A 25,162-nucleotide genomic window follows, 5' to 3' on the forward strand; every position below is an offset into this window, starting at 1 on the left:
CACAGGGATTGCGCAGTACCTGTGGGAGCGGGCTTGCCCGCGAAGGCGGTGGAACATTCACCTCAAAACCCGGATCAGCTACCCGATCCCAAGCAATTGACAGCTCTACCCCGCACACCACACTGGGAATTCCCCAAAAAAATCAGTATGCTGCGCCCCACATTTGCGCATCGACCCGCCCCGCGGCTCCGATCGCACCGACAAGGCAGATGATTTTCTCGCCGAGTCCCACAGCCGGACGCAAGATCCGGGTGTACGTTTTGAAGGCTGGCGCGGTTTACCAAAAATGAACCAAGCCAGTCCCCGAGAAGCCGGCCACAAGCCGGCTTTTTAATGCCTGAAATCCAAGCAAAATAGGGGCTGAATACAAAACGCCATTCTTGACCCACACTTTGACCCACACCCAAGCGCTGGGTTGCAGGCCGGAGCTCCATCGGTTCGCATTCAACGAACATGGTTGGTGTCGGCTACTCAACATCTGAAGAAAAGCGCATTTGGATCATGCAGCGGGCTCAGGAGGCTGAGACACTAGCTCCACCTCCTGTACTACCGCACTGATTAAAACAACACTCGAAAACGCCGCTTGTCAGCATCCGACGATTTGAGAATTCGATACTCCATCCCACTGGCCACCGCGATCTGCTGGGCGAAGTCCTTTTTGGCCTGCACCACGGCATCTTCGATCTGGTTGTCGGCTTTCACTTCGACGATAACGTACTTCAGGCTGCCATCCGGTTCTTCACGCAGGAAGATGAAGTCAGGATAGTAGCTGCGCACGGTACGTGAGTCCGGGTCGATATACTGAATAAAGAAGTCGGACTGACCGTGCGTCAGCATTCCGGTGAAGTAGATCTTCCTCACCCGCTGCTCGCGCAGCAAGTCCCAAAAAAGCCAGTTTTCTGAGCCCGAATCGAAGCAGTAGGTGTCAAGGTGGAAGCTCTTTGCGCGTTCCTCGTCCTTGATCTGCACGTCGTGCATCCGCACGATCTTGTCCTTGGACGCCGACACCTCGTAGTAGCCGTTGGCAGGCATCTTGATCAGATCGACCTCGTACTCGTCCTTCTTCTCATACTCGTCAAGATCAAACAGCAAACGGAATAGGCGTGGAATGATCTCGTCGTAGAGCAGCTCGTTGAACTCGTTGGTGATGGCTACCAGTTCGTCGATGCCTTCGCTGGTCGTGTCAAGCAACTCCTCGATTTCCAAGGGGCTTCGGTTCAGATAGCGGGACACCTCGGCCACCAGCGATAGCTGTGAGAAGACTCGCTTTTCTCGGCGCGAAGTCAGATCGAAAGTTCGACTACCGGAGGCCCGCGCCGCGTCGGCGGCGGTCAAGCCATCTTGCTGAGTTTCGATCAGGCGGTACTTCTCGACCAACGTACTCCAGTTTTTCTTTTCGGCGCGGTCAATTCCCAGCTTCTGGCCGGGCAGAATTGCCTTCTCACGTATCTGATAGAGCTTGCGAACGCGAACCAGTTTGATCTTAACCGGGGGTTCTACCACGCGGACTTCAACTCGCTCTTTGTCCTTGGCGACATTCTGCAGCTCATCGGCGCTGAGGCGACCGCAGTCAACCTACTGGACAGCCTTTTGCAAGTCAGCCCTAACCGCTTCGAAGTCATAGTGCTGGATGTATTGCACAGCCTTGGCTACGGCGCTAAGCATGTCACCGACTTCTTGCTGGAACTGGGTGCAGGCTTTGCCTTCGTCGGCAAGCAAGTGCTGCTGGATGTAGGTGGTGACGAATTTTTCGTCGACTTGCTGTTTTATCACCTCAAGCTACGTTGCTATGTCGTCATTGAACTCAAGGCTGGCAAGTTCAAGCCCGAACATCTGGGTCAGCTTGGTTTTTACCTCACCGCAGTGGATGCTCAACTCAAGCTCCCGCAGGACGGCCCAACCATTGGCCTTCTACTATGCAAGAGCAAGAATAAAGTAGTGGCCGAATACGCCCTGCGTGATAACGCCCGTCCCATCGGCGTGGCCGAGTACCTGTTAGTGGAGTCCTTGCCAGCAGAGTTGCAAACCAGCCTGCCCAGCATTGAACAAATTGAGCGCGTACTAGCAACTGAAGGCTCATCCTTCGAGGACGATGCGCAATGAGGGAACAAACACTGCGAATGCGGTGTTTGAGCCTCACGGATAACTAAACCCCTTAACCAACGTCAACTCCCCCACCGCCCGCATCGGCACCAGAAAAGTCTCCATCTTCTCGTTCGGCGTCCCTTCCTCGGTAATCACCGTCACCTGCGCCGTCGTCAGCGGCTGAACCGCATCCTCCTGCCCCTCTTCATCACTCCGATACCCGCCCCCAAAGTAATTCACATACACCAAATACTGTCCTTTGATCGGCGCCGGCATGGCGAAGATTTCCGGCCCATACCCCGTCGTCACGTCCACATCCAGCGCCGCGCCATTGGGCGCAACACGATCGCCGTACCAGATGTGCGCGCCATCGGGCGTGATGAGGTGCAAATCCAGATCCGTGCCGTCGCTGTCCCAGGCCAGCAACACCCGCAATTTCGCCGGTGTCGCACCACCGCTTGCATTGAGGAACTGCGTGCGATGCCGTTGTTGGCCGTCGGGGCTGCGGACTTCGACGCTGTTGCTGCCGTTGGGGAAGGAGAACGGTCGATCGAAGCGTCCAGCGGAGTCGATCTTCAGCGGCATGCTGACGCCGTTGACGATCAACCGGCCCGGTTCAGTGGACTTGGGTGTGGCTTTGATCTGGCCGGTGATGCGTGCGGTGTTGGCTTGGCCCACCGGCGTGCTCACCGAGGAGGCCGGGTAGTTGACGGTCTGGCGGAAGTTTTCGCCTTCGCCCTCGGCCGCGCCTGTGCGCCAGCCGCCGACGGGGGTGTCGAGTTTGACGGCGCTTTCAGCCGCAAAAACCGTCGGCAATACGCAAACAGAACAAAGGAACAGGAAGACCTGTGGATAACGGAGTTTCATGGCCTATTCCAGCAAGAGGTGGCGGGCGAGCCCTTCGATGTAGGTTTCATCCTGGCCGTTGGGGTGTGCTTCGAAGGCCAGGTGCAGGTATTCGTGGGTCAGGTCGAGGCGGTCTTGCAGCGACAGCACGCCGCGCACGTAAATGCGCTGACGTTCGCGGTCGACGTAGGGGCGGCCGAAGGCCAGGCGGCAGACGGCGAAAGTGCTGACTTCGTTGTAGCCGGTTTCGTTTTCGAGGCGTTGGCGCCAGCCGCGTCGTTGGGTTTGCAGCCAGTCTTGAGCAGCGGGCAGTGCTTCGCAGGAGGCGACGGGGTTGTCCCAGCGGCTGAGGCTCGCGCGCGGGTAGGCGTGCAGCAGGATGGCGTCGTAGCGCTGGCCTGCGTTGGCTTGTTCGACGGCGTGCTGCCAGGAGAGTTTGTCCGGGCCGGGTTGGTCGGAGTGATAGGTGACGGTGCTGCCGGCGAGTACCAGGTCGCTGGTCCATGCGGCGATGTTGCGTGATTCGGCGGTGGCCGGGCGTGGGGCGACGCGTTGGCGGCTGCTGCTGTCGTCGATGCTCAGGCAGTCGCCGTTGCGGGTGGCGTTTTGCAGCAGGTAGGTGCGGATGGCGATGGCCAACGCTTTGGCGGCTTCAGCAGGTTCGGGTTTGGCTTCTCGTTGCAGGACGCGAGCGACGTATTCTTCGCGATCCAGACGGGCGATCAATTTATCGCCCACCAAAAACAGTTCTCCGTCGCTGTGGATATCGAGTTGGTTGCCATTAGAAAACTCGACGCGAAAATCGCCCTGCAATGGTCCGGAAGAAACAACACGATCCCCCGCCAGAACCCGCCCGATCGGATAACGAGAAAACAGACCGACTTCGACGCAGCGCCCCGCATCCAGAGGCCATTCAACCGGCAGCACCGAAGCCAACGCCTCACCATAATTGCGCAGCACCATTTGACTGGTCCCGCGTCCACCCGCCCAGATCGGCGTGCCATCCGCCAACCAACCGGCAAACCCACCTTGGCGCGACGATGGATCCTGGTCGCCCAACCAGCTCCAGGTTTTCACCCGCAACCGACCACCGAGTTCGCCCACGACATTGCCGTCGGCGGCATTCAACACCACATCCAGCAACACTCGCCGTGCCTGATCCTGCGCGGGCATCACGGCCAGCACTTTAAGCAATTCAGCCACCGACACTCGCGTGGATGGCTGCAATGAAGGCAAGTCCAGCAACCACTCCGGTGCCTGCCGTGCCTGCCAATACGTGCGCCAATCCGCGCCAGCAATGCCCAACCGCGCAGGCTCGAAGTACAAGCCACACGACTTCACCAGCGCCTGATCGCGCTCGATCTTGCCGCCTGCGGTGCAGCAATAGACTTCTTCTTTCGACTGCCCGCGACACTCATACGCAGGCTCACGGGCGTCGGTATCCACCAGCCAGCCGTACACAAACAACTTCCACAGACTGCCCAATGGCGTTTGCAAATCCGAAGGCAACGGTTCGCGAGCAATCACCTGAGTCCGGCTCAGCGACAGCAATTCACCCTTGAAGCCCAGACGCAGCGGCTCGTCCTGCGCCGTCGCCAGCGCAGGGATCAAACACAGCAGCCACCAGAACCAACGCCGGGTCATGTCAGTTGACCGTGACCTGGCCAAGCGCCGGTTTCTGTTCCTGAGCCTGATGCTGCGGCGCGTAGACCTGAGTGAAACGCACCGGCGGCAGGTTGAACTGGCCCTTCTGCGAGAAGCGCACTAAATGGCGCAAACGCAATTCGCCGCTCAAGGCATCCACCGGAATTGCGTAAGCCATCTGGCCCGGCTCAAAGCGCGCCTTCTCCAGCGCCGTCGGTTCGGTGCCCGCCTTGCCCATCAACTTGATGCCCCACGTGGTGCGCTCGACATCCGCGCCCGGTGGCAGCGGCACTTCGATCATGCCGTAGCGCAGCGGTTTCGCGGCTTTGCTGGTGATGATCACTTCGTCCAGATACAGGCTGTCGCTGGACAACGGCTTGGTGCTCACCGCTTCCAGTTTGAAGGTGAAGGCTTCGTCACCCGGCACCAGACGCGACAAGCGACGGGTGATGGTCACCGCCATCGGATCGACCGGCGGTTGTTTGGTCTGGAAACTCAACGCGGCACGCAACGGGCGCTCTTGCGTCCCGCTCAGCGATAGCACTGCCGGCACCGACGAAGCGCCCTGCCACGTCCAATACATCTCACCGGTATCACCGTATTTTTTCTTCCAGCCTTCACCCGGTGCCAGTGCGATGGTGGGCGAAGCCTGCTCGATGCTGCGTTGCAACCAGGTCAGCGCCAATGCGCGTTCCAGGGTCGATTGCTGTGGCAACAAACGTTGCAACAACGCTTGCGCATGAGCCTGATCGAAGCTTTGCAGCGACAGGTTCAAGGCTTCGGCAAACGGCTGCGAACTGACGGCCAGACGCTGTTGCGCATCCGCCAGTTGCCGATTGAAAGCATCCGGCAAAGTGACCTTCGACTGCTTCGCCAAAGAAGCGGTCAACGCACGCGCCGCCGCCAGGCCCAACGCCGAATCCGGATCGCTCATGACAATGCTGTCTTCGCCATCCTCCATCAGCGTCGCGGCATTGCCCTCGCCCGCTTTCGCCAGATCATCCATCAAACCACTGAGCAACGTGTTGACCGGCAATTGCATCTGTTTGGCGAACGACAGGATCAACGCACGCTGCAACAGCGGTGTGTTTTTCGCCTGCTTCGAATACACCTCCAGCACCCGCTGCCAATGCTCCGGCGGCAGGCTCAGTTCCAGCGCTTTGCTGGCGTGCCAGTCGGCGTAATAGGCGTACGCGGTGAGGAACGCGTCCGGCTCACCGTCCATGCCCCACCAGGTGAAACTCGCCGACGGCCCGGCCATTTGCACCAGGCGCAGACGGCTGTTCTGCATGATCAGGCGCAAGCGATCGCGGATCTGCGGGTTCGCCGACAAGGTCGGGTAGGCAATGCTCAACGGCAACAAACGACTGGCCGTCTGCTCGACGCCGCCGTACGGATAGCTGAGCAAATCATCCAGTGCCGAACGGAACAGCGCTTGCGGGCTGTCATCCAGACGCAGGCGAATGTCCGTCGCATCTGCCGGCAAGGTCAGCGGCGTATCACCGCTGGCCACATCCAGGCTTTGACTCTGCGTAACGAGCCAACCTTCGCCGGTCGCGGTCAGACGCACGGCCAGGGTGTCAGCGGTTTTGCCGTCCTGCACCAGCTCGGCGGTCCACTCGCCACTGGCCAAGTCGAACGCCGGCAGCGCGATGTAATTGATGCCGTTGTTCAGCGTCACCGGCACCCGTTGTTCGGCGCCGGCGAAATGAATCACCAGCTCAGCCTTGACCGGTTTTTCCGCCTGGCTGAAGGCGAACACGCCGAGATCCGGTTTGTCGCCAGTGCGGAATTTGGTCGGGCCGCTCCACTTCAGGTACAGCGGCTTTTCCGAGCGCAGGAATTGCTTTTTCTGCCCGACCTGACCGTCATCGGCGATGGCACGCGCAGTGATGCGCCAGCGGGTCAGCGAGTCCGGCATTTTGAAGGTGAAGCGGGTTTTGCCGTTGGCGTCGGTGATCAATTCCGGCTGCCACGCGGCAGTGTCGACGTCTTCACGACGCGGCCGCTCCAGCACTTTCACACCACGCTCGCTGCGATTGGCTTTGCCCGGCGCACCAGGGCTGCCCGGCAACGCGACGTCGTAGCTGATGAACGACAGACTGGCGCTGGTGCGCACGTTGTTGCGGCGCGGGTGATAGAAGAACTGGTCGATGGTCGGCGCCACTTCCGGTTGCAGCGCGTAGACCATTTCGTCGACAACGCTGACCGTCAGGTGCGCCGGAATCGGCTTGCCCGCGAACTGAGTGGTCAGGTCAACGGACACCGTATCGCCCGGCTGATACACCTCTTTATCGGTGACGATGGCGACGTCGATTTGCGGCGCAACCACCTTGATGCCGGCGTTCTGGAAGCTGTACTGGCCACCCTTGGTGTAGAGCACGGAGAAGGTCAGGTTCGGCGCGAAATTATCCTTCACCGGAATGCGCGCGCGGTATTGGGTGTCGCTGAGTTTTTCCATTTTCAGCCAGTCGCCGCCCTTCGACATCAACGCCGTGGCCTCGACCTTGTCGCGTTCCAGCGACAGCAAGGCATCGCTGACAGGCTCGGGGAAAGTGATCAGCGCGAGGGCTTCGTCGCCCGCCTTGTACTCGGGTTTATCGAGGACGATTTCCACGGTGCCGGGCACGGCTTTGACGCCATCGCCAGTGACCGAATGCCCCGTGGCACCGACCACGCGACCATGGTCATCCTTCAACGTCAGGTTGTAAGTCCCCGGACGTTCGAAGGCCAAGGTGAAGCCTTTATCGCTTGCCGCCAGTTTGCCTTCGCCCGTGGTCTGATCTTCCAGACGCACCCAGCTGTAGCCGCTCGGCGTGACTGCTTTGCTCTGCTCGCTGCCACCTTCGTTGGCGTAGCTGAACGCAACCTTGTCGCCCACCGCACTGAAGCGCTGCGGCGCGTTCAAGCGGAAACTCGCGGCGCCACGGTCGATGAGGATTTCCTTGGTGGTCTTGACCCGATACGCCGCGCCATCGCTGGCGAAAACGGTGAGCATGTAACGGCTAGGTTTTTCGGCGGCGGGCAGGTCGAGGGTCGCGTTGCCCTTGGAGTCGGTGGTCAGTTCGGTGCTGGTCAACTCCACCGGGAATTGCCCGAGGTATTGCAGCTCATTATCGACCATCGACAGTTGCTGGGCGCGCAGGCTCAGGCTCAACTTGGCATTCGCGACGGGTTTGCCGTCCGGGTACAACAGCACGAGGCTGCCTTTCACCGGTTCGCCGGTGCGGTAATCCTGCTTGGCCAGGTTCAGCGAAATCTCGAAGTGCGGCTTGATGTATTCAGCCACGCGGAAAGCACTGCTGTAGGCCTGATCCTTGTAGCTGAAACGCAGTTCATAACCGCCCGCGACCGCGTTGTCCGGCAGCTGGAAACGACCTTGAGTGCCGGCCTTGGAATCTAGTTTCAGCGCCAGCGTTTGCAGCGCGGTGCCGGTGGCATCGAGCACCGTGACATTCACATCCGCCGCCGTCGGCAACACCGAGTCACGGGCGTTCTTGAACTCGCGACCGACGATTTTCAGCGACACCCAATCCCCCGGCCGATAAAGCGGCCGGTCCGTAAACGCATACAGTTTGGTGTCGTAGATTTCGCTGTCGTAATAGAAGTTTTCGGAGACAAATACCCCGCCCTCTTCGTCCTCGCCGATCACGAACGAACGCTCCGGGCTGACGTGTTTCAGGCGCAGCAAACCATCGGCATCGGTGGCGCCACTGCTCATCACGCCGAGGCCATCGGTCCACAACACATTAACCTTCGGCACCGAACTGCCTTCGTGTTTACGCGCCGCCCAGACCAGCAGTTCATCACCGGCAATCTTGCTCACGGCCACGGTGTTGGAAACGAAAACCATGGTGGTCGCGCGGTACTTGCCGATCAGCGCTTCCACCAGGTACAGGCCCGGCTTCAGGTTGCCCAACGGGATGTACACGTTGCCCGGTGCGACAGTGACGAACTCGCTGGACGAACCGGCGAGGTTCACGCCCTCAGGCGGCTGGATCGGTTTGGCTTGCCACAGTGGATAACGGAACTGACTGACCACCGGCAGACCCGGGATCAGTGCGAATTGCGGCTGCGCGTCGTAAGGCGTTGGCGCGGCAATCGCAGTGCCCATCTTCAGCTCAGGCACTTCCTCGGTGACTTGTTTACGCGACTCGTAGGAAAACGCCCGCTGCATCACGCGACGGGATTTGCGGTACCAGTTGTCCCACAGGTACGCGAGGGTGTTCGACAGGCCTTCACCCTTGAACTGACCGTCGCTGACCACGCGGTGCAGGTTCTTCTGGCGCTTGAGGAAATCCAGCGGTTTGTCGATGCGGTACACACGAATGTCCGCGCCGCCGTAAGGCTCCATGCGGAAACGACGATAGTCGCGGCCCGGCGCTTCGAGGCGCACCATCGCCTGTTCGTCGCTGGCGAAACTGCTGTCCGCCAGCAGGAAAAAGCTTTCACCGGCCACCGGCGTGTAGCCGCTCGGTTCGACGGTGTCTTCGGCATTCACTGCCGAAAAAGGCAGGACCAATACCAACAGTAGAGACAGAAAACGCAGCATGCGGGCACCGGTCATTGGGAGAGAAAGTTCAGTCGATAGACGCCGATGAAGTTGGGGTTGGCTGCGTCGGGTATCCATCGGGTGTCCTTCCATGTCATGAGTTGCTGCAGGCTCGCGGAACGCATGCCGTTGTCAGTGGGGGTGGTGGTGCCGGTGTGATAGGCGATGTAGCGGCCCATCCAGATCATCAGGTGCTGGTCGTCACCCTGATCGAAAAACATCAGGTCGCCGGGCCGGGCTTGCGCCAGGTCGCGGCCAACCAGATGGCTGTTGAACTGAATCAGTTTGATCGCGTTGACGTATGGCCCGACCTTGCCGCCGCCCTGCTGCCATTGCTGGGCGAGGCCGCGTTGCGCCTCGCTCAATTGCAGTTCCGGCGGCAGGTAGCGGTTAGACAGGCCATTGCTGCGCAGCCATTTGTCGTCATGGACTTTCAGCGCTTCGTTGGCGGCGAAGCGCACCAGCCCGGCGCAGTCCTGCTGATACCAGCGCGGGCTCGGGCCCTGGGTCAGTTGCTCCTGGGCGATGCGCACGAACCAGGCGCGGAATACCTGGGATTGCTGCACGTCGAGCGGCGCGGCGTCACTGGCAAACACCCGACTGCCCAGCAACATCGCCAGCAGGCCGAGGCCTCGGATAAGTGCGGTCACAGCGCTTTCCATTCCAGCGGCAGCCATTGCCAATGGCCGTCGGGCTCGCTGCCTTCCGGCAACGTCAGCGCGTATTTGCCGTAGCCGCCGAGCTTGCGCAGTTTCGGGATCAGGTAAGTTTGCGCGGCGTTGTAGAACACCGGCTCCATGTCCTGCGGCAGGCTGTCGAGGGTTTCCTGTTGCATCAGCTGCGCCATGGAATCCGGGCCGAAGTAGACCGGCATCAACAGGTCTTTCGGCACCACGTCGGCCATCGGCGGGAAGCGTTTGTCGAGGGTGCCGAGGGCTTTGTCCACGAGCTTGTCGTCGAGGGAGAACAGCAGCGTCGAACCGTGGCGCGCCAGGCTCACGCGCATGAACGCCTTGCCGGTGATCGCGTTCGGGTCCTCGGCGTCCTTGGCTTTGTAAGGGCCGAAATTGGAACTGACCTGACGCTGCCACTGGCGGTTTTCACCCTCCTGTTTCTCGACCACCGGGAACGCGTGTTCTTCGACGTTGCCTTCGTAGGCGCCGACCATCGAGCTGAACAAGTTACCCAGGTCGCCGTCGAGTTTGGCGCTGTCGTCGTCATTCAGACTGGCCACCAGCAGCGGCGTGTACAGCCGCGAATCGGCGTACCAGCACAGGCCGGCGGCACCGGCCATGTGTTCGGTCAGCGCCTGGGCCACGGTTTCTTCGGCGCCGAGTTTCACCAGCAACGGCTTCTGTTGTTCGGCGGCGAGCGGCAAGGCCACGCAAGCGCTGGCGCCCATCGGCATGGCTTGCCAGATCGGTTTGAAATCGAAGTCCGGCTGGTTTTCCAGTTCGTCCATGGCGAGGAAGCTGTGCCAGCCCTTATCGTCCATGTCGAAACGCAGGCCGGCGAAGTTCGGGATGAACCGCTGGTAACCCATGGCCAGCACGCTGGAATTGACCGACAGGCGCTGTTTCACTTCCGGCGCGCGCAGTGGCAGGCCGAAGGCTTCGGGGAAGAGTTTCTGACCGCCTAGCAATGCTTCCAGCGATTGAATCGAAACCATCCCAGGCTCATCGATCGGGCCATTGCTGTTGTCGTACAGTTTCGAAGGATTGGACAGCACCACCAGCTTGTCGCCATGAGAGGCAAACAGCAGCGCCTTGCTGTTGTTGTAGGTGAGCTGAAACAGCGGCACCGTATCGCCGGCGACTTTGATGTCACCAAGTTGCGTCAGCTGCGAATCATCCAGCGCCACTTTGGCCAGCGGCTCCAGCACCTTGGCCAGACCACCGCGATCCATCACCAACAAAAAGTCCTTCAGGCGACCATCCGCCCCGCGCCACAACGCGACATCCGCCGGCTGATCGAAAAGCTGCTCGATCAGGCTGTCCTGCAACTTCAGGTCATGTTCGTAGATGATCCGCCGCAGACTGCCGATCAAGCCGAGGCGATCGGCATGGGCTTCGTAATAGAAGACGAAATCTTCGGTCAGGGTTTCCTTGAGGAACGGCACCGCCAGCAAGTCCTTGGGCAATTGGCTCAAGGAGCGGGTTTCAAGCAGACCGTCCGGGCGGCTCATGCCCAGTTTGTCGCTGGCCAATTGCGCCGCCGGCGCCTTGGGTTTGTGCATGAACCAGCCAAGTCCGGCCGCCACGCCAGCCACCAGGATCAGCCCGCCCAACAGCAACGGCCAGCGCCGGGAAGGTTTGGCAGCAGGTGCGTCAGCAGCCGGGGTAACAGTGTTATCGCTCATGTTCACAACGCCCAGTTCATCCGTGGTGCGGGATGCTTAATAGTTGAAAGTCTTGACCAGCAGCAGGTCACCGATCGCGCGCAGGGGCACGATGAAGGTCTCGCGTTTTTCGTCGACGGTGTTTTCGTTCAGCACCAGGTTGATCTGCGAGGTGATCACCTCGTTCTGGTTGCTGGTCTCATCGAAGTTATAGCCGCCGCTGCCGAAGTTGCCCCAATAGTTCACGTAAACCAGATAGGTGCCATGCAGCGGCGCGGTCATGGTGAACATTTCCGGGCCGGGGCCGTCGACGCCGTCCGGGTCGAGGCCGCCGCCGTTGCTCATCGCCGGGCGAGCCCAGAACGCATGTTGGCCGTCGGGGGTAATGATGTGCAGGTCGAGCTCGGCTTTCGGATCGTCCCAACCCAGCACCACGCGAATCCGCGCCGGGGTACGCAGGTTGTTGGATTCATAGAATTGGACGCGCTTTAGGGACTGGCCTTCGACGCTGCGCACTTCGACACTGTTGGAGCCCGCGCCAAACGCATACGGCCGGGCGAAACGCCCCTGGTCGTCGGTGTACAGGTTCAGAGGATTGCCGTTGACCGCCAGCGTGTGCGGCCCGCGTTGAGTGCCGATGGCCTTGAGCTGGCCTTCGATCATCGTGCGATTGCGCTGTACGCCCCGGTCGATGGGCGGCGTTGGGTAGGCGACTTGCGGGTTTTCGCTGCGATCGAGCAGGCCGTTGTAGCGCCAGCCGCCCACCGGTTCCGACAGCTCGGCTGTCGGTTCGGCACAGGCTGCGGTCGCGCAGACCCACCCCATCAGCAATAGAAGAAATGAACGCATGTGATGCCTCCTGCCATGCATAACGAAACCTTGCGCCTGATCCTCGGCGCGTTACAGATCCAAATACTGCGTTTCGTCAGAAAGACCCGTGACTATTGGGTCGTAGAAGGCGCGAAGGTTAGCCATTTGGCGGGTTTTTAACAATCGGATACATCTTGAATTGCGGGGGGGATCACGATGATTGTTGGGTGTGAGCCGAATGATCCTCGTCACTGCAGTAGGGCTGTTACCTGAGAAAGCAGTCCTGCGGATGTATCCGGCACCTTTGTGGGAGCGGGCTTGCTCGCGAAGGCTGTGTGTCTGGTGACGAGTTTTTTGATGGTGTACATATCCATTACTGGGGTAGCGGCGGCTATTGGTTCCGCCCTTACGGCGGGTTACTTGGAAAAGCGCCAAGTAACCAAGCGCCCGCGCCCCTGACGTACGGTGCCTCGCTAATGCTCGGCATACCCTCGCTCCGGCCTTCCGACGGGGCAGATCAAGATCAAAAGCCAAGGCAAAAACGAGGCGGCCTGCCAGCCGACCTGGCTCTTTGTTCGTACGCCCCCCCCTGTAGGAGCCGGCTTGCTGGCGATAGCGTCCGTCCAGTCAATACACACGTTGACTGACCCACCGCCATCGCCAGCAAGCCGGCTCCTACAGGGGTCGGCGTGTGCTTTTGACTCTCACCACTCATCAGGCCGAGCGTTAGCTCGCCTTCAGCTTTTGATCTGGCGGTGCACGCCCCCTCGAGAGGCCGAGCGCAGGTTCTGCGCAGTGGGCAACCCGGCATGGATGCCGGGTTAGCCGCGCACGGCCAGGGATGGCCGATCGCGGCGGGCCCACGGAGCAGGACCGGAGCGAGGGCATGCCGAGCCACAGCGAGGCACCGAACGAAAGGGGCAAAAGCCCTTGGTTACTTGGGGCTCTTCCAAGTGACCCGCCGTAAGGGCGGAACCAATAGAAGCCGTTACCGCAAAAACGGATATACCCCCAACCAACCAACCGCGCACCAGACAATGCCCTCATTTGCCCATAACCCCCATGTCTGCTAGTGTCGCGCCGGTTTAACGTCAACCGGAAATCGCCGCCATGGCCCGCAAAAAAGCTGCACTGGATTTCGAACAATCCCTCGCCGACCTGCAAACGCTGGTAGAGCGACTGGAGAACGGCGAACTGTCGCTGGAAGACTCGCTGACGGCTTTCGAGCAAGGCATCGGTCTGACCCGTGATTGCCAGGCAGCGCTGGCCCAGGCCGAGCAGAAGGTTCAAGTGCTGCTCGAACGTGATGGCGAGCTCGCCGAGGAACCCTTCGACGCGGATCAACCAGAATGATTGCAGCGTATTCGGCGACGAGCCAGGCCCGCGTCAACGCGGCACTGGAAACCCTGTTCAACGCACCAAGCCCGGAACTCGCGCGGCTCTACGAAGCCATGCGCTACAGCGTGATGAACGGCGGCAAGCGCGTGCGCCCTCTGCTGGCCTACGCAGCGTGCGAAGCGCTGGGCGGCAAGCCCGAGCAAGCCAACGGCGCTGCCTGCGCGGTGGAACTGATCCACGCTTATTCGCTGGTGCACGACGATTTGCCGGCGATGGACGACGACGATCTGCGTCGCGGCCAGCCGACCACCCACAAAAAATTCGATGAAGCCTGCGCGATTCTCGCCGGTGACGGCTTGCAGAGCCTGGCCTTCAGCGCCCTGCTCGACCCGCGCCTGAGCACGTCCGATGCTGAGATCCGCCTGCAAATGGTCAGCGCATTGGCATTGGCAGCAGGGCCGGCCGGCATGGTCGGCGGTCAAGCCATCGACCTCGGTTCGGTCGGCTTGAAGCTCGATCAGAAAGCCCTCGAATACATGCACCGGCACAAGACCGGCGCGCTGATTGAGGCCAGCGTCAAACTCGGCGCCCTCGCCAGCGGCCGGGCCGAGAAAGACGAACTGAAGTCCTTGCAGACCTATGCACAGGCCATCGGCCTGGCCTTCCAGGTGCAGGACGACATTCTCGACGTCGAAAGCGATACCGAAACCCTCGGCAAACGCCAGGGCGCCGACATCGCGCGCGACAAACCGACCTACCCGGCCCTGCTCGGCCTTGATGCGGCCAAAGCCTACGCGCTGGAACTGCGCGATCAGGCCCTGCATGCGCTGCGACCGTTTGACGCGGCCGCCGAGCCATTGCGCGATTTGGCCCGGTATATCGTCGAACGGCGCAGCTGACAGCGTATCCGCCAAAAAAGAGCAACGCGTGGGCAGGGGCCGATGCATCAGGTAAACTGCCGCCTCTTCTATACCTATAACGATTCGCCTGATGCCCACGACGTTTCATGAGATTCCCCGCAAGCGCCCGACCACGCCCCTGCTCGACCGTGCCAACACGCCGGACGGCCTGCGCCGGTTAGGCGAAGCCGAGCTGGAAACCCTGGCCGATGAGTTGCGCCTGGAATTGCTCTACACGGTCGGTCAGACCGGCGGGCATTTCGGTGCCGGCCTGGGCGTCATCGAGCTGACCATCGCGTTGCATTACGTCTTCGACACCCCGGACGACCGGCTGGTGTGGGACGTGGGTCATCAGGCCTATCCGCACAAGATCCTCACCGGCCGTCGCGAGCGCATGGGCACCCTGCGCCAGAAGGACGGCGTCGCCGCCTTCCCGCGCCGCTCCGAGAGCGAGTACGACACCTTTGGCGTCGGCCACTCCAGCACCTCGATCAGCGCAGCGCTGGGCATGGCCATTGCCGCCCGCCTGCAGAACAGTGATCGCAAGGCCATTGCAGTGATCGGCGACGGCGCGTTGACCGCCGGCATGGCGTTCGAAGCGCTGAACCACGCGCCGGAAGTGGACGCCAACATGCTGGTGATCCTCAACGACAACGACATGTCGATCTCGCGCAACGTCGGCGGCTTGTCGAATTACCTGGCGAAAATCCTTTCCAGCCGCACCTACGCGAGCATGCGTGAAGGCAGCAAAAAGGTCCTGTCGCGCCTGCCCGGCGCCTGGGAAATCGCCCGTCGCACCGAAGAATACGCCAAAGGCATGCTGGTTCCCGGCACGCTGTTCGAAGAGCTGGGCTGGAACTACATCGGCCCGATCGATGGCCACGACCTGCCGACCCTGATCGCCACTCTGCGTAACATGCGCGATCTCAAAGGCCCGCAGTTCCTGCACATCGTCACCAAGAAAGGCAAAGGCTTCGCCCCGGCGGAAGTCGACCCGATCGGTTACCACGCCATCACCAAACTCGAACCGCTGGACGCTCCGGCCGCTGCGCCGAAAAAAGCCAGCGGTCCGAAGTATTCCGGCGTGTTCGGCGAATGGCTGTGCGACATGGCCGCGGCCGACCCACGTTTGGTGGGCATCACCCCGGCGATGAAAGAAGGCTCCGACCTGGTGGCCTTCAGCGAGCGTTTCCCGCTGCGCTATTTCGATGTGGCGATTGCCGAACAGCACGCCGTCACCTTCGCGGCGGGTATGGCCTGTGAAGGCGCGAAACCGGTGGTGGCGATCTACTCGACGTTCCTGCAACGCGGCTACGATCAGCTTGTTCACGATGTGGCGGTGCAAAACCTCGACGTCCTGTTCGCCATCGACCGCGCAGGTCTGGTTGGCGAAGACGGCCCGACGCACGCCGGCAGTTTCGACCTGTCGTTCCTGCGTTGCATCCCCGGCATGCTGGTGATGACCCCGAGCGACGAAAACGAACTGCGCAAAATGCTCACCACGGGCCATCTGTACAACGGCCCGGCGGCGGTGCGTTACCCGCGCGGCAACGGCCCGAACGCAACGATCGAGAAAGACCTGCAACCAATCGAAATCGGCAAGGGCGTGGTTCGCCGTCAGGGCAGCAAAGTCGCCCTGCTGGTGTTCGGCGTGCAACTGGCCGAGGCGCTGAAAGTCGCCCAGACGCTGGATGCCACCGTGGTCGACATGCGTTTCGTCAAACCGCTGGATGAAGAGCTGGTTCGCGAAATCGCCGGCAGCCACGAGTTGCTGGTGACCATCGAAGAGAACGCAATCATGGGCGGTGCCGGTGGCGCGGTCAGCGAATTCCTCGCCCGCGAGAACATCCTCAAGTCGGTGCTGCACCTGGGCTTGCCGGACCTTTACGTCGAACACGCCAAGCCCGCGCAAATGCTGGCCGAGTGCGGGCTGGACGAGGCCGGGATCGAAGCCTCGATCCGCGAACGCCTGCAACTGCTCAACAGCTAAATCTCTGGATGCATGCAACACCCTGTGGGAGCGAGCCTGCTCGCGATAGCGGACTGACAGTCAACTTATTCATTGACTGACACACCGTCATCGCGAGCAGGCTCGCTCCCACATTGGTTTTCTGTGTCTTTCAAAATGTGTGTTCGCCCGGATTCCCCATGAAACTCTCCCGCCTCGCCCTGACGCTGACCCTTCTGCCGTCCGGCCCGCTCCTGGCCGACACCTTCGAACGCGATCAAGCCCTGAAACTGCCCGACGTGCTGATCAGCGCCAACCGCCAGGTCGAAGCGCGCAACGACAGCAGCGCCGCCAACACCGTGTTCACCCGCGACGACATCGACCGCCTGCAACCGGGCAGCGTCACCGACCTGCTGCGTCGCGTGCCGGGCGTGCAAGTCGGGCAAACCGGTGGGCGCGGCAGCTTGCCGGGGGTTTACATTCGCGGCACCAAATCCGCTCAGAGCCTGGTGCTGGTGGACGGTCAACGCATCGGCAACTCGACTTCCGGCGACAGCAACCTGCAACACATCAACATCGAGCAAGTCGAGCGCGTGGAAGTGCTGCGCGGCTCCCGCTCGGTGATTTATGGCAGCGATGCGATTGGTGGGGTGATCCAGATTTTCACCCGTCGTGGCGCCGAACAAGGCCTGCAACCGCGCCTGCACATGGGTTTTGGCAGCAACCAGACGTGGGAGCGCAGCCTTGGCGTGTCCGGTGGCGATGAGCAAACCCGCTTCAACCTGGGCGCCAGTCTCGATGAGACCGCCGGGATCAATCGCACCCACGCGTCGTACCCCAGCGATGGTGATCACGATGAGTATCGCAACAAGTCGGTGAGCCTGAGCCTGAGTCACGCCCTCACCGATGACCTCGAAATCGGCGCCAACCTGCTGGATAACCGTGGCAAAAGCGCGTTCGACAACCCGTTCGGCCGCTTCGATGCCACCACCTTCGAATCGGTCCAGCAGCAGCCTTACAACGAATTCACGGTGAGCAGCCTCAGCAGTTACCTCGATGCGCGCATCAACGACCGGTGGAAAACCCGCGTTGAGTTCGGCCACAGCGAAAACCGCGAGCAGACCTTCGACAAGCTCAGCGATGAACGCAGCGTGTTCAACACCTACCGAGACTCGGTGAACTGGCAGAACGACCTGACGCTCGACGCGCGCAACAGCCTGATCCTCGGCGGTGATTGGTACGAAGACCGCATCAACAGCAGCACCGCATTTGACGAGGACAGCCGCTGGAACCGCGCGGCATTTATCCAGCATCGCTATCAGGCCGACAGCTTTTCCACGGAGCTGGGCTTGCGCCGCGACCAGAACCAGCAGTTCGGCAGCCAGAACAGCTGGAGCGGCACCTTCACCCTGCCGTTGAACCCGGACAACGATGTGCTGCTGACCTACAGCGAAGGCTTTCGCGCACCGACGTTCAATGACTTGTATTACCCGGATTTCAGCAATCCGGACCTGAAGCCTGAAACCTCGAAAAGCTACGAGCTGCAATGGCGCAGTCAGCTAACCGAAAACAGCCGCCTCGAAGCCTCGCTGTATCGCACCGACCTCAAGGACGCGATTATCTTCGGCAGCAACGACCGCCCGCAAAACGTCGCCTCGGCGCGGATCAACGGGTTTGAAGCGGCGTTGAAGCAGGAGCTGTTCGGTTGGCAGAGTAACCTTGGCGTGGCGTTCATCGACCCGCGGGATCGCGACAGTGGGCACACCCTGGCGCGTCGTGCACGGCGGACCTTGAGCCTGGATCTGGATCGACAGTTTGATCGACTGGGTCTCGGCGCCAGTTGGCAAGCGGTGAGCAGCAGCTTTGACGATGAGGACAATCGGCAGCCGTTAGGCGGGTATGCGCTGCTGGGATTGCGCAGCAGTTGGGAGCTGAATCGTGAGATCAAGCTTGAGCTGAAGGTCGATAACCTGCTGGACAAGGGTTACAGCCGGGCGTTGTACAGCCATGAGGGTAGTCAGTATGGGTATCGCGAAGAAGGTCGGGCGTGGATGTTTGGGGTGACCTGGACGCCGGAGATCTGATCTGACATTTGCGGTGTTCGGGCGGGCCTCTTCGCGGGCAAGCCTCGCTCCTACAGAGGATCACGGTGCTTTGTAGGAGCGAGGCTTGCCCGCGAAGGCCGCGCCGCGGTTTAACGATCGGGCGCTATCAATTGGCAGAGCTTGGCCGTCGCCTCGATCATCTGCCCACTCGGCCGCTCCAGCCCTTTATCCGTCACCAACCGCAATCGCCCCTGCGCCACCGCCGTCACTTGCGGCCACGCCTTCCACGCCTCCAGCTGCGCCTGATCACCGGCCAGAATCACCTCGGGATTACGCTGCAACACCGCCTCCACGCTGACCTGCGGCGCTGGCAATGTCAGGTCGGCAAACACATTGCGCGCGCCGCACACGTCCAGTGCATCGCTGATGATCTGCCCGCCACCGACGGTGTACAGCGGACGATCCCAGACCTGATAAAACACCCGCAGCGGTTCATCCCGCCGATAGCGCTGGCGCAGTGCATCGAGGCGCTGACGCAGTTCGCTGGCCAATGTCGCGCCTCGCTCGGCCCGGCCAAGCTGCGTGGCAATCGCCTCGATTTGCGCGGTCAGTTGATCAAAAGTGTGGGGGTCGGCGACGTACGTAGGGATGTTCAGGCGCTTGAGTTGTTCACGCTGGGCCGAGCCGACACTGCCGGGCCAGAGCAGCAGCAAATCGGGTTTGAGGCTGAGCAACCGCTCCATGCCCAACTGGCCATAGCGGCCAACGGAAGGCAGGTCTTTGAGTTCAGCAGGACGATCGCCGGCATCCAGTACGCCGACCAGAAGATCAGCAGAACCCAGCTCAACGACGATTTCAGAGAGAGACGGCGCGAGGCTGACGACGCGCTCGACCGCAAAGGTCAGGCTACTGACGACCAGCAGCAAAACCGCCAGCCCGATGCGGCGCATCAGCCGAGTTGACGCGGGATACGGTAGAGGTAGAACAGCACCGTGGTCGACAGCGCCAACAGCACCAACGGCACCGTTTCAAGACCGACAAATACGGCCAACGCACCGATCCAGGCCGGTAAACCGGCAGCCAGAAACGCAGTGCGGCGCTTGGCAGCCAGGACAATCCACGCGGCGGGCTCTTCAGGGGTATCGAGGGCTTTCTGGGTGGCGATCAGTGCGTGTTTGTAGCCACCGAAAAACTTCAGGCTGACAAACATCGAGGCCACACCGGCGATGAACAGCGGCATCGCCAGCACCGGCAGGATCGCCTCGCCCTGGCCAAACACGCCGTTGATCACGAACAGCGGCAGCAGGGCCAGCGCCAGGTATTGCCACCAGCTGACGGACAGTCGGCGCCGCACTTGACCCCGGGTCACGCCCGGTCTACCTCACCCTGATGCTCGTTGCCCATCATGTGGTCGAGCTTGCTGGCCTTGGTGGCCAGGTAGAGTTTGTTGTGCGGATTGTGGCCAGTGTGCAGCGGCACGCGCTCGGCGACGACGATGCCCATGTCGGTCAAGGCTTTGACCTTGCGCGGGTTGTTGGTCATCAGGCGCAGGGATTTCACCCCCAGGTGCTCGAGCATCGGCAGGCACATGGCGTAGTCGCGCTGGTCGGCGGCGAAGCCCAGACGCTCGTTGGCTTCAACGGTGTCGGCGCCGCCGTCCTGCAATTCATAGGCGCGGATTTTGTTCAGCAGGCCAATGCCACGGCCTTCCTGACGCAAATACAGCAATACGCCACGGCCTTCGCGGGCGATGGCCTGCAAGGCTGCCTCGAGTTGCGAGCCGCAGTCGCAGCGCTGGCTGAACAAGGCATCGCCGGTCAGGCATTCAGAGTGCAAGCGGCCGAGTACCGGGGCACCGTCGTCGAACTCACCGAGGCTCAGGACAACGTGCTCGCGTCCGTTCTCTTCATCGAGAAAGCCATGCATGGTGAATTGCGCAAAAGGCGTTGGCAGCTTGGAAGCGGCGACAAAAACGACAGGCACCGGTGTGCTCCTGATCAATAAGTACTGGAGATTCGCAGACGCGGCATTGTAACAGCAGGTTCCTACAGACGCTTAGGCTGAATTATGGAGCATAACGATCTAAAAGTTTGATCACCGAGTGCGCAACAACACCTGTAGGAGCCGGCTTGCTGGCGATAGCGGAGGTTCAGCCTGCATATTTATCGCCTGAATGGACGCCATCGCCAGCAAGCCGGCTCCTACAATGTTCGCGGTGTGCCGCGGAATTTGTGTTCAATTCGGGTCGAACGGATACGGCTGTTTCCAGCGTTCGAAAATCGGTTTCAACTGGCCGTTTTTGACCAGCACGTCCATTCGCTGGTCGAACAGCGCCATCAGTTTTCGCGCCTTGGGCGTATTGGCAAAGCACAGGTACAGCGGCAATTCCGCGATGTGCGTGCGCCGGAACTGGGACGGATCCTTGGTCCAGCGGAGCACGTAATCCACCTCGGTCAGCGCGTCGATGTAGTAGTCGGCACGGTTGTGGGTCAGCATCGACAGAATGCCGGTGCGCCGCATCACCTCGTTATAGCGACGTACGTTGGGCAGGTAGTTCTGGAAGCTGTAACCCCGGACCCAGGCCAGCCGGTAGTTGCCCAGCGTTTGCGGCGTCGGCACCGGATTGCTGGCCAGCCCCAGGGCGTAAATGTGATCGGTGTCGTAATTCCAGCGCGGATACAGCAAGTCGCTGACGTCATCCCGATAACCACCGACACAGGCGTCCACTTCGCCACGCTGCGCCAGGCCGATGGCGCGAATGTAGGGTTCGGTCCTGATGTCCAGTTTGACGCCGACCGGTTCGAAGACTTCGCGCAACACGTCCCAACCCAGGCCATGGCCATCGGCGGCGGTGTAGTCTTCCCAGTCTTCGCTGGCCAGATGAATCACCGATGGCGTTGTCACTGCCTCCCCCGCCTGGGCGAGCGAAGCAAACAGTGCGAAACCCATCACAGCCAACCAGCGTCGAGCCATCCTAGTTCCCTGTTCCGCCACTCAGGCGAAAATCCATACCAGCCCCTGCATCGCCAGCCACGCGAACACTCCGGCCAATACGTCGTCGAGCATGATCCCGACACCGCCGTGCACATGCCGGTCAATCCAGTGAATCGGCCACGGCTTGAGGATGTCGAAGAAGCGGAACACCAGAAAGCCCGCGAGCAACCAGTACCAGCCTTCCGGCACCAGCCACAGGGTGATCCACATCCCGACCATTTCGTCCCAGACGATGCCTTCGTGGTCGTGCACCCGCAGATCGTCGGCCACTTTGCCGCACAGCCAGAAGCCAAACAGCATGGTGATGCCCAGCATCAGCCAGTAACCCCAGTCGGGCAGCATCTGCCACAACGGAATAAAGGGTAGCGCAACTAACGAACCCCAGGTGCCCGGTGCCTTTGGCAAGGTGCCCGAGCCGAAGCCGAACGCCAGGAAATGCCAGGGATTGCGCCAGACCGACGGCGGTACGAATTCCGCCGGAACCTGTTTGGGATGATCTGTCACGGTGTCTCCCGAAAATGTTGATAGCCCCGTGCTTGCGGGGTGATGTCTTGTCCGGCGGCATCCAGCAGCACAACGCCCTGCCCCGTGACCACGCGCCCGATCACATGGATTGGCCAGCCATCTGCCAGCAACCCCGGCAACTCGACGGACGGTAAGGTGAAGGCCAGTACGTAATCGTCACCACCGCTCAGGGCGGCGTTTTCGGCGCCCGATTGACCGAGGAAAGCCACTAGGGCCTTCGACAGCGGCAAGCGGTCCCGCTCAACCTGAATGCCGACCCTCGACGCGAGCGCGATGTGCCCGCAGTCGGCGAGCAAGCCATCGGAGATGTCCAGCGCCGAGGTGGCTTTACCGCGCAACGCCTGGCCCAGCGCGAGTTGCGGCTGTGGCGACCAGTAATGCGCCAGCAGCGGATCGGCGACGGCGGCTTCAGCCGTGCGCTGACCGAGCACCAGCGGCAAGGCACCGGCGGCGTTGCCCAGCTCGCCGCCGACACACAGCAGGTCGCCTGGTTGCGCACCGCTGCGGGTCAACGCCAAACCACTAGGCACACGCCCGAACACGGTCATGGTCAGGCTCAGCGGCCCACGGGTAGTGTCGCCCCCCACCAGCGCGACGCCGCAGTTCTGCGCCATGCGGTTCAAACCACGGGCATAGGCGTCCAGCCAATCGGCGGTTACCGTCGGCAAGGTCAGGGCAAGGGTAAAGGCAACGGGGGTGGCGCCCATGGCCGCCAGATCGCTGACGGCCACGGCCAGCGAACGCTGACCGAGCAGAAACGGGTCGCAGGGGTCTGCGAAATGCACACCGGCCACGAGCGTGTCGGTGGAAATCGCCAGCTGCTCCCCGGGAGGAACAGCGAGCAAGGCGCAGTCATCGCCGATCCCCAGGGCAACGCCTTCGCCGCCCTGCGCACAAGGCGCGGCGGCGAAGAAATTGCGGATCAGCTCAAACTCGCCCATGGCTGAGACAAAGAGTTCAAGCGCCAATCAGCGCTTGAACGCCTTCACTTCAGCTTCACGCAGACGCGGGGCCAGCTTGTCGAGTACACCGTTGACGAACTTGTGGCCGTCGGTGGAACCGAAGACCTTCGCCAGTTCAATACCTTCGTTGATCACAACGCGGTAAGGCACATCGACGCGCTCGAGCAGTTCCCAGGTGGACAGGCGCAATACCGCCAGTTCAACCGGGTCCAGCTCTTCAATGGTCAGGTCCAGGCAAGGTGTCAGTGCGGCGTCGATACGGTCTTTCTGCGCGGGAACCCCATGCAGGATTTCACGGAAGTAGGCGCCGTCGACATCGCTGAAATCGTTATCGACCCGGAACTGCGCTTCGATCTCGTTCAGCGATTGCCTGGCCATGTGCCATTGGTACAGCGCCTGAGTCGCGAGCTGACGGGCTTCGCGACGCTTGACGCTTTTCGATGGCTTGCCGGCATCCGCAGGCTTTGGATCGCGCGGGTTGAAACGATCGCTTTCGTCGCTAATCACTTGGCCTCCAACTGCGCCAGCAGGCTGACCATTTCCAGAGCGGACAGGGCAGCTTCGGCACCTTTGTTACCGGCCTTGGTGCCGGAACGTTCGATGGCTTGCTCGATGGAATCAACGGTCAGGACGCCGAAGGCAACCGGAACGCCGAACTCCATGGACACCTGGGCCAGGCCCTTGGTGCATTCGCCCGCCACGTATTCGAAGTGCGGAGTACCGCCACGAATGACCGCGCCCAGAGCGATGATGGCTGCGAACTCGCCCTTCTGAGCGACTTTCTGCGCAACCAGCGGGATTTCGAAGGCGCCAGGTGCGCGGATGATGGTGATGTCGCTTTCGCTCACGCCATGGCGAACCAGGGCATCAACTGCACCGCTGACCAGGCTTTCAACAACGAAGCTGTTGAAACGGCCCACTACCAAAGCGTAGCGGCCTTTAGGGGCGATGAAGGTACCTTCGATGGTCTTCAGGGTCATTCGTTAGTTCTCTTAAAGAGCCGGGACGCGTCTTCTACGCGTCCCTCAGTGATATTTGAACCGCGAATACAGGGCCGGGAACAACCGGTCATTATTCGGAGGGCACGTATTCTACAACTTCCAGATCGAAACCGGATATCGCATTAAATTTCATTGGCGCAGACATCAGGCGCATTTTGCGCACGCCCAGGTCCCGAAGGATCTGCGAACCGGCACCGACGATGCTGTAGGTGGTCGGTTTTTTCACCGCTGCGTGATCGGCGGTTTCGCGGATGTGCGCCAGCAACACGTCGCCATCGAGCGGGTGACCGAGCAACAGCACCACGCCGCTGCCAGCCTCGGCAACCGCGGCCATGGCGGCACGCAGGCTCCAGCGGCCAGGTTGCTTGACCATCAACAGGTCGCGCAACGGGTCCATGTTGTGCACGCGAACCAGGGTCGGTTCTTCGGCGCACACGGTGCCCAGGGTCAGTGCCATGTGCACGTCGCCTTCCACGGAATCACGATAGGTCACCAGGTTGAATTGGCCCAGTTCGCTGTCCAGCGGCTGCTCGGCAATCCGCTGAACGGTACGTTCGTGGATCATCCGGTAGTGAATCAGGTCGGCGATGGTGCCGATCTTGATGTTGTGCTCGGCGGCGAAAGCTTCCAGTTCGGCGCGACGGGACATGGTGCCGTCGTCGTTCATCACTTCGCAGATCACGCCGCTCGGCTCGAAACCGGCCATGCGCGCGAGGTCGCAGGCAGCTTCAGTGTGACCGGCGCGAGCCAGGGTGCCACCGGCCTGGGCCATCAGCGGGAAGATGTGGCCGGGGCTGACGATGTCTTCAGCCTTGGCGTCTTTCGCGGCAGCGGCCTGCACGGTGCGCGCACGGTCAGCGGCGGAGATGCCGGTGGTCACGCCGGTGGCGGCTTCGATGGACACGGTGAACTTGGTGCCGAAACCGGAACCGTTGCGTGGCGCCATCAACGGCAGCTTCAGCGTTTCGCAGCGCTCGCGGCTCATCGGCATGCAGATCAGGCCACGGGCGTGCTTGGCCATGAAATTGATGTGTTCGGCCTGGCAGCACTCGGCGGCCATGATCAGGTCGCCTTCGTTCTCGCGGTCTTCGTCATCCATGAGGATGACCATCTTGCCTTGGCGGATGTCTTCAACCAGTTCTTCGATGCTATTGAGCGCCACAAGGCACCCCCTT

General features: G+C 61.2%; 20 protein-coding genes and 1 pseudogene. 5 read left to right on the forward strand and 16 right to left on the reverse strand.

Annotated elements, in window-relative coordinates; all coding sequences use genetic code 11:
* Nucleotides 1-558 precede the first annotated feature (558 nt).
* Nucleotides 559-1,377 carry a TnsA endonuclease N-terminal domain-containing protein gene (locus IB245_RS16215; RefSeq protein WP_225609902.1) on the reverse strand — a complete coding sequence of 273 codons (819 nt, stop codon included), beginning with the start codon at nucleotides 1,375-1,377 and terminating at the stop codon, nucleotides 559-561.
* A 282-nt stretch (nucleotides 1,378-1,659) separates the two neighbouring features.
* Between IB245_RS16215 and IB245_RS16220 the strand changes: the two are divergent.
* A pseudogene (locus IB245_RS16220) lies at nucleotides 1,660-2,103 on the forward strand (PDDEXK nuclease domain-containing protein); the annotation flags it as partial.
* A 33-nt stretch (nucleotides 2,104-2,136) separates the two neighbouring features.
* On the opposite strand, the gene IB245_RS16225 reads toward IB245_RS16220, so the two are convergent.
* From IB245_RS16225 to IB245_RS16250, 6 genes are read right to left on the reverse strand one after another with little or no spacing between them, the layout of a single operon-like run.
* Nucleotides 2,137-2,952 (reverse strand): YfaP family protein, encoded by an 816-nt coding sequence (locus tag IB245_RS16225; protein WP_192228062.1) that lies wholly within the window; start codon nucleotides 2,950-2,952, stop codon nucleotides 2,137-2,139.
* A 3-nt stretch (nucleotides 2,953-2,955) separates the two neighbouring features.
* Nucleotides 2,956-4,575: a DUF2300 domain-containing protein gene (locus tag IB245_RS16230; RefSeq protein WP_192228063.1), complete on the reverse strand. Its 1,620-nt coding sequence runs from the start codon at nucleotides 4,573-4,575 to the stop codon at nucleotides 2,956-2,958.
* Between the two features lies 1 nt (nucleotide 4,576).
* Nucleotides 4,577-9,142 (reverse strand): alpha-2-macroglobulin family protein, encoded by a 4,566-nt coding sequence (locus tag IB245_RS16235; RefSeq protein WP_192228064.1) that lies wholly within the window; start codon nucleotides 9,140-9,142, stop codon nucleotides 4,577-4,579.
* On the reverse strand, nucleotides 9,139-9,789 hold the full coding sequence (locus IB245_RS16240) for a DUF1175 domain-containing protein (RefSeq protein ID WP_008035794.1): 651 nt from the start codon (nucleotides 9,787-9,789) through the stop codon (nucleotides 9,139-9,141). Before IB245_RS16240 ends, IB245_RS16235 begins: the two co-directional genes overlap by 4 nt.
* Complete coding sequence (locus IB245_RS16245; RefSeq protein WP_192228065.1) at nucleotides 9,774-11,486, reverse strand: DUF2138 domain-containing protein; 1,713 nt, start codon at nucleotides 11,484-11,486, stop codon at nucleotides 9,774-9,776. Before IB245_RS16245 ends, IB245_RS16240 begins: the two co-directional genes overlap by 16 nt.
* A 36-nt stretch (nucleotides 11,487-11,522) precedes the next feature.
* The gene (locus IB245_RS16250; RefSeq protein WP_192228066.1) at nucleotides 11,523-12,314 is read right to left on the reverse strand and encodes a YfaP family protein; all 792 of its coding nucleotides are present in this window, start codon (nucleotides 12,312-12,314) and stop codon (nucleotides 11,523-11,525) included.
* 1,071 nt (nucleotides 12,315-13,385) lie between these two features.
* Here IB245_RS16250 and IB245_RS16255 point away from each other — a divergent pair.
* The 4 genes from IB245_RS16255 to IB245_RS16270 all read left to right on the forward strand — a co-directional run bounded on the left by IB245_RS16255 (nucleotide 13,386) and on the right by IB245_RS16270 (nucleotide 18,544).
* The gene (locus IB245_RS16255) at nucleotides 13,386-13,628 is read left to right on the forward strand and encodes an exodeoxyribonuclease VII small subunit (RefSeq protein ID WP_007894317.1); all 243 of its coding nucleotides are present in this window, start codon (nucleotides 13,386-13,388) and stop codon (nucleotides 13,626-13,628) included.
* Nucleotides 13,625-14,512, forward strand: a complete 888-nt coding sequence (ispA, locus tag IB245_RS16260) for a (2E,6E)-farnesyl diphosphate synthase (RefSeq protein ID WP_192228067.1) — start codon at nucleotides 13,625-13,627, stop codon at nucleotides 14,510-14,512. The genes IB245_RS16255 and ispA overlap by 4 nt, the downstream gene beginning before the upstream one ends.
* Nucleotides 14,513-14,603: 91 nt before the next feature.
* A complete protein-coding gene (gene dxs, locus IB245_RS16265; RefSeq protein WP_192228068.1) occupies nucleotides 14,604-16,502 on the forward strand; it encodes a 1-deoxy-D-xylulose-5-phosphate synthase in 1,899 nt (632 codons plus the stop codon).
* Nucleotides 16,503-16,660: 158 nt separating this feature from the next.
* Nucleotides 16,661-18,544 carry a TonB-dependent receptor domain-containing protein gene (locus IB245_RS16270; protein ID WP_192228069.1) on the forward strand — a complete coding sequence of 628 codons (1,884 nt, stop codon included), beginning with the start codon at nucleotides 16,661-16,663 and terminating at the stop codon, nucleotides 18,542-18,544.
* 110 nt (nucleotides 18,545-18,654) lie between these two features.
* Here the strand turns inward: IB245_RS16270 and IB245_RS16275 are convergent, their stop codons facing one another.
* From IB245_RS16275 to ribBA, 9 genes are all read right to left on the reverse strand, one after another.
* A complete protein-coding gene (locus IB245_RS16275; RefSeq protein ID WP_192228070.1) occupies nucleotides 18,655-19,455 on the reverse strand; it encodes a cobalamin-binding protein in 801 nt (266 codons plus the stop codon).
* Entirely contained in the window at nucleotides 19,455-19,874 is a 420-nt protein-coding gene (locus tag IB245_RS16280; protein ID WP_192228071.1) for an MFS transporter, read from the reverse strand. Before IB245_RS16280 ends, IB245_RS16275 begins: the two co-directional genes overlap by 1 nt.
* Complete coding sequence (gene ribA / locus IB245_RS16285) at nucleotides 19,871-20,488, reverse strand: GTP cyclohydrolase II (protein ID WP_008033730.1); 618 nt, start codon at nucleotides 20,486-20,488, stop codon at nucleotides 19,871-19,873. The genes IB245_RS16280 and ribA overlap by 4 nt, the downstream gene beginning before the upstream one ends.
* A 252-nt stretch (nucleotides 20,489-20,740) precedes the next feature.
* Nucleotides 20,741-21,478, reverse strand: a complete 738-nt coding sequence (locus IB245_RS16290) for a substrate-binding periplasmic protein (RefSeq protein ID WP_192228072.1) — start codon at nucleotides 21,476-21,478, stop codon at nucleotides 20,741-20,743.
* 21 nt (nucleotides 21,479-21,499) lie between these two features.
* Nucleotides 21,500-22,003 (reverse strand): phosphatidylglycerophosphatase A, encoded by a 504-nt coding sequence (locus IB245_RS16295; RefSeq protein WP_008033735.1) that lies wholly within the window; start codon nucleotides 22,001-22,003, stop codon nucleotides 21,500-21,502.
* Nucleotides 22,000-22,965, reverse strand: a complete 966-nt coding sequence (gene thiL, locus IB245_RS16300; RefSeq protein WP_192228094.1) for a thiamine-phosphate kinase — start codon at nucleotides 22,963-22,965, stop codon at nucleotides 22,000-22,002. The genes IB245_RS16295 and thiL overlap by 4 nt, the downstream gene beginning before the upstream one ends.
* A gap of 27 nt (nucleotides 22,966-22,992) precedes the next feature.
* On the reverse strand, nucleotides 22,993-23,493 hold the full coding sequence (gene nusB / locus IB245_RS16305; protein ID WP_008042952.1) for a transcription antitermination factor NusB: 501 nt from the start codon (nucleotides 23,491-23,493) through the stop codon (nucleotides 22,993-22,995).
* Entirely contained in the window at nucleotides 23,490-23,966 is a 477-nt protein-coding gene (gene ribE / locus IB245_RS16310) for a 6,7-dimethyl-8-ribityllumazine synthase (protein WP_003228649.1), read from the reverse strand. The genes nusB and ribE overlap by 4 nt, the downstream gene beginning before the upstream one ends.
* A gap of 91 nt (nucleotides 23,967-24,057) precedes the next feature.
* Nucleotides 24,058-25,149 carry a bifunctional 3,4-dihydroxy-2-butanone-4-phosphate synthase/GTP cyclohydrolase II gene (ribBA, locus tag IB245_RS16315; protein WP_008033745.1) on the reverse strand — a complete coding sequence of 364 codons (1,092 nt, stop codon included), beginning with the start codon at nucleotides 25,147-25,149 and terminating at the stop codon, nucleotides 24,058-24,060.
* Nucleotides 25,150-25,162: the final 13 nt, after the last annotated feature.

This window comes from Pseudomonas sp. PDM02, assembly GCF_014852285.1.
GTDB classification, from domain to species: domain Bacteria; phylum Pseudomonadota; class Gammaproteobacteria; order Pseudomonadales; family Pseudomonadaceae; genus Aquipseudomonas; species Aquipseudomonas migulae.